A 14,179-nucleotide genomic window follows, 5' to 3' on the forward strand; every position below is an offset into this window, starting at 1 on the left:
CGTACCGGCGTGAACCTCCGCAAACGATTTTGCGACGCACACTTCTGGCAGGGCGTGTTGCACCTGACGTGCGCAATTACGCCGCAGTTTCGAATAAGCCTGCATAACCGCTTCCTGCGAATGAGTTTTCGGACGTGGACAGCACTCCTCCGCGCCTAGACCCCGGCGTGGCGAAAACGGTAGAGTTGCAACCGGCCGGTGGCTTTCCACCCCGCCAGAACAATCGGATGGACGATGGAGACCAGAATGACCAACCCGGCACCGCCCGCACGGCTTCACTTGCGGCGATGGCTCGCGCTGGGCTGCATACTCACATTGCTGCTCGGCGCAGCCGCGGTCGCGCGTGCACAAGGCCTGGTCAAAGGTGTTCAGGACGGCGCCGCGGCCGGCAACAAGGCCGCCGGTCCCGTCGGTGGCGTGCTCGGCGGTGCGATTGGCGGCGTGGTCGGCGTCTTCACCGGCGTGCTCGGCGTCAACAATAACAACAATCAGGCGCCGCCGCCCGCCAAAGATACGAGCAAGGACGCCAGCAAGGATTCAAAGCAGCCAGGCGCCGGCAAGGACAAGGACGCCAAGAGCGCCAAGGAGACCGCCAAGGCGGGCAAGGGTGCCAAGGCGAGCAAGGAAGCCAAGAACACGCCACAGGATAACAAGAACAACAAGGACGTCACCGTCCTCACCCAGACTGGCACGCCGCAACAGAGTGCTGAGCAGATCGTCGCCAACAGCGATTCCTATATCGAGCGGATCAAGACGGAATTGAACCTCACCCCCGATCAGGAGAAGCACTGGTTCGGCTTCTCGAGCGCGATGCACTACCTGGGGCACAATGGTGCAGAGCGGCTCAACCTGCGGGTTGCCCGCGCCAAGCGCGATCCGCCGGATGACATCATCGAGCAGATGCGCAACGAGTCGCAGTTCCTGATCGACCGCGCCGCCGACCAGCGCAATGTTGCGGATGCCGCCGAGCCGCTTTACTCGAGCCTCGACGACAAGCAGAAGCAGGTTTTCATCCAAGAGATGGTGCGGCTCAGCCACGAGCGCGGGCTGGATTGATCAAGTTGAACCGGATTGCGGTCGTCTGAATTAACGGCGCCTGCCACGAATTCGTGAATGCTCTCTGCAGCTGAGGTATGATTAGCTTCGCAAGCTGATTGCGGGGTTGATATGGCGGGCGGGCTCTCCGTTTTCCTGGTCGAAGACGAAGCGTTGATCCGGATGATGATGGCTGACATGGTCGCGGAGCTCGGCCACCATGTCGTCGCCGAAGCGGACAATGTCCGTGACGCCAGCGCCTTCGCGATGACCGCGCAATACGATTTCGCGATCCTCGACATCAACCTGATGGGGCTCTACGTCGATCCCGTTGCCGACCTGATCGAGCGCCGCGGAAAGCCGTTTCTGTTCGCCACCGGCTACGGGCCGGAGCTGCTGCCGTCCTTGCTCCGGCGCAGGCCGATCCTGCGTAAGCCGATTTCCCTCGACCAGCTCAAGGCGATCATCGACACGCTGTTTCCAGATGTGATCGCCAGGGTGCCCTCTGAGTGATGGCGAAGGCGCCAGGCTGAGCGACGGCGAGGGTCCGTGCCGGGCGACGGCAGAGTTGCCGCGCCGACATCGTCAACGAAATTGGCCGCCTTCAGGGCGGCCAATGAGTTCAGGGCAGTTGCGCCGCAGCCTCAGATCAGGGCGGCGTAGCGCGGCCGGTCCCGCGAGCCTCAGTTGCGACCGTTCCTCAGCACGTTGGCGATGGTATGGGCCGTCATCGCAGCGCGGTCCGAAGCGCGCTGCGCGGCCAGCCGGTCGCGCGCCTTTTCCTCGATGAGCAGCTCGATCAGTGCCATCCGCTTGCCCTCGTCGTCTGCCTCGAGCAGCAGACGGTGATAGCGGTGATAGTCGAACCCAATGTCTTGCTTACGCATGTCACGCCCCCGCAACTACGCCACACACTGGTTGAATTGTTTCTCATCCGAAACGATCGGGCAAGCACGATCGTGCGTGGAACCGGGGGCGACTGCAATCAGCTGTGCATGACTGGAACCGGCGTGCGCCTCAATCGGGATTGTGGTCGGCGAACATCTTGAGGCCGAGGAAGCTTGCATCGGGTCTCGTGACCAGCCGGGTCGGGATGTTACGCAGGTAATCCTGGAAGCGGCCCTTGGCTTCGAAGCGCGCGCGGAACGCCGAGGCTGCAAGGAAATCCGGAAAGCGCGGCGCGATTCCACCGGCGATATAGACACCGCCACGCGCACCAAAGGTTACCGCGAGATTGCCCGCGACCGAGCCGAGGATGGCGCAGAACATCTCCAGCGTCGTGCGGCTGAGGGCGCAACTTCCCTCCAGGGCCGCCTTGGTGATGGCGGCTGCGTCGCGGTGCGGAACCTGGGCGCCGTCGATCTCCGCCAGCGCCTCGTAGAGGCTTTGCAGGCCGGAGCCGGACAGCGCACCGCGCTCGATCGAGACATGACCGAGGCGTTTGCGCAGGCACGCGATGACGCGCTCCTCGCGCTCGTTCTCCGCGGGCAGGGTCGCGTGTCCGGCCTCGGTGACGACAGCCAGCCGGGCACCATGGCGCTCGACCAGACAGGAGACGCCGAAGCCGGTTCCGGGCCCGACCACCAGCAACGGTTCTCCGGGAAGGCCTTCCCCGCCGCCGAGTGGGATCAGGTCGGCGGGCTTCAGGGCGGGCAGCGACCAGGCCACCACCTCGAAATCGTTGAGGACGTGCACGCTGTCGAAGCCGAGGGCCGGTTGTAGTTCGTTGCCGTCGATGACCCAGGGGCTGTTGGTCATGACGCAGCGGTTGTTCGTGACCGGACCTGCGACGGCCAGCACGGCTCTGCTGGGCCGTCCGGCACCAGACCGGCGCGCAAGAACATCGGTAATGGCTTCCCGGACCGTGGGGAAGTCTGCGACCTTCACATAGTCAATGGGGCCGGTCTCGTCGCCATGGCTCAGCGCGAACCGCGCGTTCGTGCCGCCGATATCGGCGAGAAGAATGTGTCCTGTCTTGTCGATACTCATGACCCCGTGGCTGCCGCGGCCTTGCCGGCCGTCGGGAACCTCTGCCTCCACTCCTGATCCGATCCGCAGTCTCCGGACGGTCGCGAGAATCCTCGCTTGATTGTGCCTAGTCAACACGGACGAGGCCAAACCGTTGCATCCAATAGGGGATGGGCGCGCCATATCGAGCCATATCGCCGCCTGTGTTCGGTGGTTGCGAAGCCGGGCGGGAAGATCGACACTGGAGACGAGCGTCCGGCGCGGCTCGTGCCGGACGGCCAGGATGGGGCCCGTGATGAAGATTTCCGACCGTGACGTGCTGCTGGTGATCGACGTGCAGAACGACTTCTGCTCCGGGGGCGCGCTCGCCGTGCCCGGCGGCGAGAAGGTCGTCCCGGCCATCAACCGGATCGCCCAGAAATTCGCCAATGTCGTGCTGACTCAGGACTGGCATCCGCGCGACCATGTCTCGTTCGCGCCGAACCATGCGGGCAAGCAGCCGTTCCAGACCATCGAGCTCGATTACGGCACGCAAGTGCTATGGCCGGCGCACTGCGTGCAGGGCACCCCCGGCGCCGAATTCCACGGGGATCTCGACCTCACCGGGGCAAGCATGGTGGTCCGCAAGGGCTTTCGCCGCGGGATCGATTCGTACTCCGCACTGTTCGAGAACGACCACCGGACGCCGACGGGGCTGCTCGGCTATTTGCGCGAACGGGAGCTGAAGACCGTTTTCCTCGCCGGTCTGGCGCTCGACTTCTGTGTCCGCTTCTCGGCGGAAGACGCCCGCAAGGCGGGGTTCGAGGTTGCCGTTATCGAGGACGCCTGCCGCGGCATCGATCTCGACGGTTCCGTCGCAGCCACCCATCGGAGCTTCGAGGAGCGCGGCATTTCCGTGATCAGCTTCGAGGCGTTCCTGTGAGCATCGCGAGATAGCCATGGTGGAGAAGGCCGGCAAACAGCCAGGCGGACCGGGGCGCGCTCCGGATGACCCGCTGCTTTGGCCGTTTGCGGCGGCGCGGCTCGCGATGGACTCGTGCTTCTGGTGGCTGGAGCGCGGTCCGCCGGAGCAGGACGAGAGCGGCGTGTCGTGGACGACGCCCAACGCCGTCGCGCTGGAACTCGCTACGATGCGCCTGCGCGATTGTACGCGGGGGCGATCGGGCCAACCGGCGCTGATCTGCGCGCCCTACGCGTTGCATCGGGCCGTCATCGCCGACTTCGCGCCCGGCCACAGCGTGGTGCAGTCCCTGCAGGACGGCGGCGTCGACCGGGTCTATCTCACCGACTGGCGCTCTGCCACGCCGGACATGCGCCACCTCTCGATCGACAGCTATCTCGGCGATCTCAACGTCGCCATCGACGAAATCGGCGTGCCGGTTGATCTCGTCGGTTTGTGCCAGGGCGGGTGGCTGTCGCTGCTCTACGCCGCGCGCTTTCCCGCCAAGGTGCGGCGGCTGGTGCTGGTTGGCGCGCCCGTCGATCTCTCGATCGAGTCCGCGCTCTCCCAGCTGGCTCGCAGCGCACCGGAAATGGTCTACGACCAGCTCGTCGCGCGCGGCGGCGGCAATGTCAGTGGCGACGAAATGCTGCGGTTCTGGTCGAAGCCGCCGAGCCGAGACGATATCGCGGCTGCATTGCAGAAGGACCTCTCGGACGAGGAGGGCGCGGCATTGCTCGCGCGGTTCGACCGCTGGAATATGGAGACGCTCAATCTGCCCGGCACTTACTATCTCCAGATCGTCAACTGGATTTTCCGGGAGAACCGGATCGCCGGCGGCAGCTTCGTCGCTCTCGGCCGCCAGATCGATCTGAGGGACGTCACGGCGCCGGTCTTCCTGCTGGCCGGGCTCGACGACGACGTGGTGCCGGCCGCGCAGGCGCTCGCCACAGCCGATCTCCTCGGGACGCCGCCGGCCTTTGTCACGGCGGCCTCCGAGCCGAGCAATCATCTCGGCCTGTTCATGGGCGCGCGGACCCACGCACATGCATGGCCCCGGATCGCCAAGTGGCTGCGCGACGATCTGCCCGGCATGCTGGTCCGCAGCGCCTGACGCGGTCGAGGCGCAAGGCCGGCGAAGCTGCAAATCCGTTATGCATGATGCCGGATGGCCTGCACGGGGTCACGGCGATGGGTTACATATAGGCTGTGCTTGCGGTCGCCCGACCACGGCCGGCCGCGAAGAGATTGAGGGTCCTGCGCTCGATGAGTTTTCACTCGATTTACGCCCACGGGTTTGCGCGCGTGGCGGCCTGTGTCACCACCTCGCATGTGGCCGATCCCACGGCCAACGCCAAGGCGATCCTGGCGGCGGCCAATGCCTGCCACGAGCAATCGGTGGCGGTCGCGGTGTTTCCCGAGCTGTGCCTGTCCGGTTACGCCATCGAAGACCTCGTGAAGCAGGACCCGCTGCTCGATGCGGTCGAGCGCGGGCTCGCCGCGATCGTCGAGGCTTCCTCGACGCTGATGACCGTGCTGATCGTCGGTGCGCCGCTGCGTTTTGGGGCCCGCATCTACAATTGCGCTGTCGTCGTTCATCGCGGCGCCGTCCTCGGCGTCGTGCCCAAGAGCTATTTGCCGACCTATCGCGAATTCTACGAGGGACGCCATTTCGCCTCCGGCGCCGGCATCGCCGGGGAGACCATCGCCTTCGGCGGGCTGCATGCGCCGTTCGGCGTCGACCTGCTGTTCGCGGCCGAGGACGTTCCGGGCCTGACCATCGGCGTCGAGATCTGCGAGGACATGTGGATCCCGGTGACGCCGGCTTCCGAGCTCGCGCTTGCTGGCGCCAGCGTGCTGATCAATCTCTCGGGCAGCCCGATCACGATCGGCCGGGCACGCGCGCGCGCACTGCTGTGCCAGTCGACCTCGGCGCGCTGCCTTGCGGCCTATGTGTATTCGGCGGCTGGGGCAGGGGAATCGACCACGGATCTGGCCTGGGACGGCCAGACCTCGATCTACGAAAACGGAGCTCTGCTGGCCGAGGGCGAGCGGTTCCGCCAGGGCGGCCAGATCACGCTCGCCGACGTCGACCTCGACTTGCTCAGGCAGGAGCGTGCGTTGATGGGTACGTTCGACGACAACCGCCGGCAGCGCGAGGCGTTTTTCCGCAAGGTCACGTTTGCGCTGAAGCCGCCGGCCGGCGACATCGGTTTCCTGCGCAAGATCGAGCGCTTCCCGTTCGTGCCGAGCGACGAAAGCCTGCTCGAACAGGATTGCTATGAGGCCTACAACATCCAGGTGGCCGGCCTCGTGCAGCGCATGCGCGCGACCGGCACCAAGCGTGTCGTCATCGGCGTGTCGGGCGGGCTTGACTCCACCCATGCGCTCATCGTCGCCGCCAAGGCGGTCGACCTGCTCGGGCTGCCGCGCGAGAACATCCTTGCCTACACCATGCCGGGCTTCGCCACCGGCAGCGAGAGCAAGACCAATGCGCTGGCGCTGATGAAGGCGTTGCAGACGAATTGGCAGGAACTCGATATCCGCACCACGGCGACCCAGATGCTGAAGGACATCGGCCATCCCTTCGGCAGTGGTGAGAAGGTTTACGATGTGACCTTCGAGAACGTGCAGGCAGGCTTGCGCACGGACTATCTGTTCCGGCTCGCCAACCATCATGGTGGCATCGTCATCGGCACCGGCGATCTCTCCGAGCTGGCGCTCGGCTGGTGCACCTATGGCGTCGGCGACCAGATGGCGCACTATAATGTCAACGCTGGGGTGCCGAAGACGCTGATCCAGCATCTGATCCGCTGGGTGATCGCCTCGAAACAGTTCGGCGACGACGTCAACCGCACGCTGTCCTTGATCCTGTCGGCCGAAATCTCGCCCGAACTGGTTCCTGTCGAGCCGGGCGAAAAGCCGCAGAGCACGGAAGCCTCGGTCGGCCCCTACGAGCTGCAGGATTTCAACCTGTTCTACACGCTGCGCTTTGGCATGCGCCCATCCAAGATCGCCTTCATGGCGCAGCACGCCTGGAAGGACGTCGCCAAGGGCGAGTGGCCTCCGGCGTTCCCGAACGACAAGCGCAGGGCCTATGATCTTGCCGAGATCCGCCGCTGGCTGGAGGTGTTCCTGCGCCGCTTCTTCGCGTTCAGCCAGTTCAAGCGCTCGGCGATGCCGAACGGGCCGAAGGTTTCGGCCGGTGGCTCGTTGTCGCCGCGCGGTGACTGGCGTGCGCCGTCGGATTCGAGCGCGGCGGCGTGGCTCGAGGATCTCGAGCGGAATGTTCCGAAGTGATCGGGGAGTACTGATCGGCAAGATTGATGGGGCGCTGCGCGCCTGATCAAGCGGTCCAGAAAAACTTCGCGCCGCGCGGCGGGTGCCGGCGGCGCGAAATCGCGTTCAATCTGGAAAGTTCGAGGTCCGGAGTGCCTAGGAGTCCGGACCTCGTAACCTTGCCCCAGCCTTTGATCCCCCGCCCCATGTGGTCCCCCAACCCCATGCAGCCCGATCAGAAGGTGATGCCCTTGGAAGGCCGCCGATCGATGGGTGCGATGTACGCGAAGTATGGTTAGGATTCCATTCCGGATCACTACGGACACAAACGTGCTTGGACTCGCGCGCTGACGCATACGTCTGCACCGCTTGCGCGCGCGGCTGCCTGAAATCGATGCACGCGATCGACAGGATGTCCACATCTGCTCGACGTTTCGGAACCGGCATTTCACGGGCCTGTCATTGAACTGGTCTAGCGCTGCCCTTGTCATCGTCGACAGCCAAGGAGCAAGCCATGTCGAAGCCGGTGTTGGGCGCCGCACTGTCCATCAAATCCATCCCCGCCCACCGCGATTGGCTTCTCGAACGGCAGCGCGACCTCGAAATCCAGGATTTCTTCCGCGCCGATCTGCTCGACGGCGACTGGCGCAGCGCGGCCAGCGAGATCAAGCAGATGCTCTCGGGCCATACCGGCCGCCTCGGCATCCACGGTCCGTTCTGGGGCTTCAAGATCGACAGCCACGATCCGATGATCCGCCAGGCGGTGACCAAGCGCCTGCTGCAGGGCCTCGATGCAGCCGAATTCCTCGGCGCGACGCAGATGGTGATCCATTCCCCGTTCACGACCTGGGACCACAACAACCTCGATCTCTATCCGGACAACCGCGGCAATCTCGTCGAACGTGTCAAGGCGACGCTTGCCGAAGTCATCGCGCGTGCCGAGACGATCGGCTGCGAGGTCGTCATCGAGAACATCGAAGACAGGGACCCGCGCGACCGCGTGCGCCTCGCCAAGGCGCTTGAAAGCGCCAAGGTCCGCGTCTCCCTCGACACCGGTCACGCCAATTACGCCCACATCTCCACCGGCGCGCCGCCGGTCGACTATTACGTCGAGACCGCAGGGGACATGCTGACGCATGTTCATCTGCAGGACACCGACGGTTTCGCCGACCGGCACTGGGCGCCGGGCGAGGGCAACATCCCCTGGGTTGCCGTGTTCCGTGCGCTCGGCCGGCTCACCTCGAATCCGCGGTTGATCCTCGAGCTCCGCAATCACGACGACGTCCGCACCGGCGCAGCCCATCTGGCCGCGCTCGGGCTCGCCGAATAACCGCCATCACAGAGCGCAGGATTGACCATCATGAGCAAGCTCACCCGTCGCACCATCCTGAAATCAGGCGGTGCTGCCGCAAGCACGCTGCTGCTGCCGCGCTTCGCGATCGGACAGGCCGACAACCGCCCGTCGGTGACGATCGCCGTGCAAAAAGTCACGAATTCGAACGTGCTCGACGTGCTGCGCGAGCAGTCCAATGTCGGCGAGCGCGTGTTCTTCTCGTCGATCTGGGAAGGCCTGATCTCGAAGAACTGGCGCGGCAGCCTCGAGGCGGTGCCGGGCCTTGCCACCGAATGGCGCCGCATTGATGATCAGACCGTCGAGCTGAAGCTGCGTCAGGGCGTGAAGTTCCACAATGGCGATGAGCTGACAGCCGAAGACGTCGTCTTCACCTTCAGCCGTGCGCGCATGTTCGGCGAGAGCGAGGCCAAGAGCCGCTCCACCATCCAGGCTTTTGAAAAGATCCCGACGCCTCGCCCCGGCAAGGAATTGCCGCCGGACGTGCCGGCCGTTGCCCGCCGCATCTGGCCGGACCTCGTGCGTGTCGACGCCGTCGACAAGTACACGGTGCGATTCTACAACGCGACGCCCGACGTCACGATCGAGGGCCGCCTGTCGCGCTACGGTTCCGACATTGCAAACCGCCGCGCCTGGGATGAATCCGCGAGCTATCTCGACTGGGCGCGCAAGCCGATCACCACCGGCCCCTACAAGGTCGTCGAGCTCAAGCCCGACGTGTCGCTGACCCTCGAAGCACACGACGAATATTGGGGCGGCCGGCCGCCGCTCAAGCGCATCCGCTTCCTCGAAGTGCCTGAGGTTGCGAGCCGCATCAACGGCCTGCTCTCGGGCGAATACCAGTTCGCCTGCGACATCCCGCCGGACCAGATCGCCGGCATCGAGAAGAACGCGGCGTTCGAAGTGCAGGGCGGCACGATCCTCAATCACCGCCTGACTGTGTTCGACAAGAACCACGCCCAGCTCGCCAATCCGCTCGTCAGACGCGCCTTCACCCATGCGATCGACCGCCAGGCCATCGTCGACAGCCTGTGGGCCGGGCGCACCCGCGTGCCGAAGGGTCTGCAATGGGAGTTCTACGGCGATATGTTCAACGCCGACTGGAACGTACCCGCCTACGATCCGAAGCTCGCGCAGGATCTGCTGAAGCAGGCCAATTACAAGGGCGATCCGATTCCCTATCGCCTGCTCAACAACTACTACACCAACCAGGTCGCGACCGCGCAGGTGCTGGTCGAGATGTGGAAGTCGGTCGGCCTCAACGTGCAGATCGAAACCAAGGAGAACTGGTCGCAGGTCATGGAACGTGCGCCGACCAGGGCGGTGCGCGACTGGTCGAACTCGGCCGCCTTCAACGATCCGGTGTCGTCATTGGTCGCCCAGCACGGGCCGAACGGCCAACAGCAGCAGATCGGCGAATGGACCAACGCCGAGCTGAATACGCTCTCGGAGTTCCTGGAGACCTCGACCGACCGGGCCGCCCGCAAGAAGGCGTTCCGCCGCATGCTGGAGATCGCCGAGCGCGAGGATCCCGCCTACACGGTGCTGCACCAGAACGCGACATTCACGGCCAAGCCGAAGTCGATCAAGTGGAAGGCGTCGCCGGCCTTTGCGATGGACTTCCGCGCCGGCAATTTCGAGGCTTGATCGATGGCGCCTCTCGTCAGCATCGAACGCCTCGGCGTCGCCTTCAACGGGGTGCCGGTGCTGCGCGGCGTCGATCTCACCCTGGACAAGGGCGAGGCCCTCGGCCTCGTCGGCGAATCCGGATCCGGCAAGTCGGTGACATGGCTTGCTGCGCTCGGCCTCCTGCCGAGGCATGCGAAGGTCACGGGCTCCGTGCGGCTCGACGGTCGTGAGATCCTGGGCGCTGCGGCCGCCGAACTCGACCGGGTGCGGGGCGGGCGGGTCGCCATGATCTTCCAGGATCCGGCAAGCGCGCTCAACCCGGTGCTGACGATCCGCAGGCAGCTCTGCGAAGCGCTCGCGCTGCACCGCGATCTCCAGGGCGAGGCGGTGAAGGCCGAAGCCAGGCGGCTGCTCGATATCGTCGGCATTCCCGATGCAAAGCGGCGGCTCGAAGCCTATCCGCACGAGTTCTCCGGCGGCCAGGTGCAGCGCATCATGATCGCGATGGCGCTGGCGGGAAATCCCGACCTGCTGATCGCGGACGAGCCGACCACCGCGCTCGACGCCACCATCCAGGCACAGATCCTCGAGCTGCTGTCGTCGATCCGCCGTGAGATGAACATGGCGATGGTGCTGATCAGTCACGATCTCGGCGTCGTCGCCGAAAATTGCGACCGCGTCGCCGTGATGTATGCCGGCTGCATCGTCGAGCAGGCACCCAGCAACCAGCTCTTCGCCGATCCCGTGCACCCTTATGCTCAGGGCCTGATCGGCGCGCTGCCGCCGCTCGACGGGCCGCGCCGGCGGCTTACCGCCATTCCCGGGACCGTGCCCGATCCCGCGCGCATGCCCGGCGGCTGCGCCTTCGCGCCCCGCTGTGGGCTCGCGGCGGAGCCGTGCGGTCTGGCCGCGCCGAGCCTTGCGCCGATCGCGAATGATCGCGCAGTCGCCTGCATCCGCGCCGAAGCGTCGCGCCGTGCCTTGCTCGGGATTGCCGCCGAATGAACGTGCCGCTCGTCGAGGTGCGCTCGATTTCGCGCAGCTACAGCATGCGCTCCGGAATGTTCGGCCGAAGCACGGCGGTTCATGCCGTTGACGGCGTGTCGCTCACGATCCCCAAGGGCGAGACGCTTGGTCTCGTCGGCGAGTCCGGTTCGGGCAAATCCACCACGGGCCGCATCGTGCTCGGGCTGGAGCCACCGGACCGCGGCGACGTCGGGTTCGAGGGCAAGCCGATGGCCGCGCCGGGAACGCCTGCGTGGCGCGCGCAACGCGCGCGCATGCAGATGATCTTTCAGGACCCGCTGGGCGCGCTGGATCGGCGATTGCCGGTCGCGGCGCAGATCCGCGAGCCCTTGGACATTCACGGCCTCGGGACATCGGATGAGCGCGAGGAGCGCGTCCGGGAGCTGCTGCGCGCGGTCGAACTGACGCCGGGCCATGGCGTCCGCTATCCCGGCGCGCTGTCCGGAGGGCAGCGCCAGCGCGTCGTGCTGGCGCGGGCGCTGGCGACAAAGCCCGATTTCCTGGTCTGCGACGAGCCGGTCAGCGCGCTCGACGTCTCGATCCAGGCTCAGGTGGTGAACCTGCTTTGCGATCTGCAGGCGCAATTATCGCTAACGCTGCTGTTCATCAGCCACGATCTGCGCGTCGTCCGGCAGATCAGCAATATCGTCGCCGTGATGTATCTCGGCTGCATCGTCGAGATCGGCAACGCCGACGATCTGTTCGCACGGCCGGAGCATCCGTACACGCAAGCACTGGTCTCGGCCTCGCCGGCACCGGGCCGCCGCAGCGCGGGCCGCATCGTGCTGGCGGGCGATCCGCCGAACCCGGCCGCGCGCCCGAAAGGCTGCGCCTTTCATCCACGCTGCCCGCGCGCGATCGCGCGTTGCGCGACGGAGACGCCGGCCCTCGCAGTCGTCGGCGGCGACCGCCAGGTGGCCTGCCATCTCGTGACGGGGCCGCAGGCCGAGACGCGGGACGCGGCGTGATGGGACGCTATTTCGCCATTCGCATCGGACGCGCGGCCCTGACGATCGTGCTCGTCGTCACCTTCGCCTTTGTCGTGCTTCGGCTCTCCGGCGATCCCGCGCTGATGATCCTGGGACCGGAAGCGCCGCCGGAAGTGATCGCGGCCTTCCGCAAGGCCTGGGGTCTCGATGATCCCATCTGGTTCCAGTATCTCGACTACTTCCACGCCATCGCGCAAGGCGAACTCGGTCGCTCCATGCGTGACGGCAGGCCCGCGATCCAACTCGTGCTGGAGCGGATCCCTGCGACGCTGGCGCTGACGCTGCCGGCTTTCTTCTTCAAGGTGGCGCTCGGCGTTCCCGCCGGCATCTATGCCGCGCTGCATCGCGGCTCGGGAATCGACCGCGCCGTGATGATGACCGCGGTCGCCGGCTTCACTGTGCCGAGCTTCGTGCTGGCGCTGCTGCTCGTTCTCGTTTTCGCCGTGCAACTCGGCTGGCTGCCCTCGGGCGGACAGGACAGCTGGCGCCACGCCATCCTGCCGATCGTGACGCTCAGCCTCGGTGGCGCCGCGGTGCTGGCGCGGTTCACCCGCAGCGCCATGCTGGAGGTGCTCGGCCAGCCCTATATCCGCACCGCCTCGGCCAAGGGCGTGCCGTGGCGCAAGGTGGTGACGTCGCACGCGCTGCCGAACGCGGCCATCCCGACCGTCACCATTCTCGGCTTCATGGTGGGGTCGCTGATCGCGGGCGCGGTCGTGGTCGAGAGCGTGTTTTCATGGCCCGGGGTAGGGCGCCTGCTCGTCGTCGCCGTCGCCAACCGCGACCTTGCCGTGGTGCAATGCATCTTGCTGCTGGTGGCGATGACCATGGTCACGTCCAACCTGATCGTCGATTTCCTCTACGGCTTCCTCGATCCGCGGCTGCGTGCCAAAGGAGCGCACGCATGACCGACGCGACGCTGAAGGACGCATACGTTCGCCGGTTCAGACTCCCGGCGATTCCCGTGTCGGTCGCGCTTGCGGTCGCCTGGATCGTCGCCATGCTGGTGATCGCGGCCTTCGCCGAGAAGATAGCGCCCTACGGCTACACCCAGCTCGACCTGCGCAACCGGCTGTCCGCGCCCGGCAATGTCGCGCACTGGCTCGGCACCGATGAGCTCGGCCGCGACGTGCTGTCGCGGCTGCTCGTCTCGATCCGTATCTCGCTGCTGATCGCGTTCGGCGCGACGGCGATCTCGGCCATCGTCGGCACCACGCTCGGCTTCCTCGCCGCGCATTTCCGTGGGGTGATCGAGCAGTTCGTGCTGATGCTGACCGACTTCCAGGCCAGCATGCCGTTCCTGATCATGGCGCTGGCGGTGCTGGCCTTCTTCGGCAACTCGCTGCCGCTGCTCATCGGCCTGATGGGAATGTTCGGCTGGGAGCGCTACGCCCGCATCGCGCGAGGCCTTGCCATCTCCGCCAATGCGCAGGGCTACGCCGCCGCGGTGCGCCAGCTGGGCGCGACGCCGACGCGGATCTATCTGCGGCATATCCTGCCGAACATCGCCTCGACCCTGATCGTCTCGACCACGCTGGTGTTTCCCGAGGTGATCCTGATGGAGTCAGGCCTGTCCTTCCTCGGCCTCGGCGTGCAGCCGCCGATGACCAGCCTCGGCAACATGGTCGGCTACGGCCGCGAATATCTCACCCGGGCGCCCTGGATCATGCTGGCACCGGCGACCACCATCGTCGTGACCACGCTGGCCGTCTCCGTGATCGGCGACTGGCTGCGCGACCGGCTTGATCCGACCCTGCAATAAATGCTGCGTCATGGCCGGGCTTGTCCCGGCCATACACGACCTTTTCCGCTGCATCGAGAACGTGGATGGCCGGGACAAGCCCGGGCATGACGGCTGAGACCACCTGTGTCCACGCGCCGGGAGCAGGGGAGGCCTGCGAACGCCCGATCCGGCCCCCTCCGACCCAAGTTCCCGTTGCGCCGAGCCACCCCGTGCGCTAT

13 protein-coding genes are annotated in these 14,179 nt (G+C 65.9%); 11 read left to right on the top strand and 2 right to left on the bottom strand.

Features of this window, described 5'->3' with window-relative positions:
* The first annotated feature begins 246 nt into the window (after positions 1-246).
* Both FNV92_RS17820 and FNV92_RS17825 read left to right on the top strand, forming a co-directional pair.
* Positions 247-1,056, top strand: a complete 810-nt coding sequence (locus FNV92_RS17820; RefSeq protein WP_143845457.1) for a Spy/CpxP family protein refolding chaperone — start codon at positions 247-249, stop codon at positions 1,054-1,056.
* A gap of 111 nt (positions 1,057-1,167) precedes the next feature.
* Positions 1,168-1,548 carry a response regulator gene (locus FNV92_RS17825; protein WP_015686050.1) on the top strand — a complete coding sequence of 127 codons (381 nt, stop codon included), beginning with the start codon at positions 1,168-1,170 and terminating at the stop codon, positions 1,546-1,548.
* Positions 1,549-1,718: 170 nt separating this feature from the next.
* Here the strand turns inward: FNV92_RS17825 and FNV92_RS17830 are convergent, their stop codons facing one another.
* Entirely contained in the window at positions 1,719-1,922 is a 204-nt protein-coding gene (locus tag FNV92_RS17830; RefSeq protein WP_143845455.1) for a hypothetical protein, read from the bottom strand.
* A gap of 130 nt (positions 1,923-2,052) precedes the next feature.
* Positions 2,053-3,024 (bottom strand): glucokinase, encoded by a 972-nt coding sequence (gene glk / locus FNV92_RS17835; protein WP_143845453.1) that lies wholly within the window; start codon positions 3,022-3,024, stop codon positions 2,053-2,055.
* Between the two features lie 262 nt (positions 3,025-3,286).
* On the opposite strand from glk, the gene pncA reads away from it, so the two are divergent.
* The 9 genes from pncA (at position 3,287) to FNV92_RS17880 (ending at position 13,979) form a co-directional block, all read left to right on the top strand.
* Positions 3,287-3,925: a bifunctional nicotinamidase/pyrazinamidase gene (pncA, locus tag FNV92_RS17840; RefSeq protein ID WP_143845451.1), complete on the top strand. Its 639-nt coding sequence runs from the start codon at positions 3,287-3,289 to the stop codon at positions 3,923-3,925.
* Positions 3,926-3,941: 16 nt separating this feature from the next.
* Positions 3,942-5,057 carry an alpha/beta fold hydrolase gene (locus FNV92_RS17845; protein WP_143845449.1) on the top strand — a complete coding sequence of 372 codons (1,116 nt, stop codon included), beginning with the start codon at positions 3,942-3,944 and terminating at the stop codon, positions 5,055-5,057.
* A 152-nt stretch (positions 5,058-5,209) separates the two neighbouring features.
* The gene (locus FNV92_RS17850) at positions 5,210-7,243 is read left to right on the top strand and encodes an NAD(+) synthase (RefSeq protein WP_143845448.1); all 2,034 of its coding nucleotides are present in this window, start codon (positions 5,210-5,212) and stop codon (positions 7,241-7,243) included.
* A 493-nt stretch (positions 7,244-7,736) separates the two neighbouring features.
* The gene (locus FNV92_RS17855; protein WP_143845445.1) at positions 7,737-8,552 is read left to right on the top strand and encodes a sugar phosphate isomerase/epimerase family protein; all 816 of its coding nucleotides are present in this window, start codon (positions 7,737-7,739) and stop codon (positions 8,550-8,552) included.
* Positions 8,553-8,582: 30 nt separating this feature from the next.
* On the top strand, positions 8,583-10,220 hold the full coding sequence (locus FNV92_RS17860; protein ID WP_041748892.1) for an ABC transporter substrate-binding protein: 1,638 nt from the start codon (positions 8,583-8,585) through the stop codon (positions 10,218-10,220).
* A gap of 3 nt (positions 10,221-10,223) precedes the next feature.
* Positions 10,224-11,207 carry an ABC transporter ATP-binding protein gene (locus FNV92_RS17865; RefSeq protein WP_143845443.1) on the top strand — a complete coding sequence of 328 codons (984 nt, stop codon included), beginning with the start codon at positions 10,224-10,226 and terminating at the stop codon, positions 11,205-11,207.
* Positions 11,204-12,196, top strand: coding sequence for an ABC transporter ATP-binding protein (locus FNV92_RS17870; protein WP_143845441.1), 993 nt, complete (start codon positions 11,204-11,206; stop codon positions 12,194-12,196). The genes FNV92_RS17865 and FNV92_RS17870 overlap by 4 nt, the downstream gene beginning before the upstream one ends.
* The gene (locus FNV92_RS17875) at positions 12,196-13,125 is read left to right on the top strand and encodes an ABC transporter permease (RefSeq protein WP_168213662.1); all 930 of its coding nucleotides are present in this window, start codon (positions 12,196-12,198) and stop codon (positions 13,123-13,125) included. The genes FNV92_RS17870 and FNV92_RS17875 overlap by 1 nt, the downstream gene beginning before the upstream one ends.
* Positions 13,122-13,979, top strand: a complete 858-nt coding sequence (locus FNV92_RS17880; RefSeq protein ID WP_143845438.1) for an ABC transporter permease — start codon at positions 13,122-13,124, stop codon at positions 13,977-13,979. Before FNV92_RS17875 ends, FNV92_RS17880 begins: the two co-directional genes overlap by 4 nt.
* The last annotated feature ends 200 nt before the right edge of the window (positions 13,980-14,179 follow it).

Origin of the sequence: Bradyrhizobium cosmicum, from assembly GCF_007290395.2 — a bacterium.
Classification (GTDB): Bacteria; Pseudomonadota; Alphaproteobacteria; order Rhizobiales; family Xanthobacteraceae; genus Bradyrhizobium; species Bradyrhizobium cosmicum.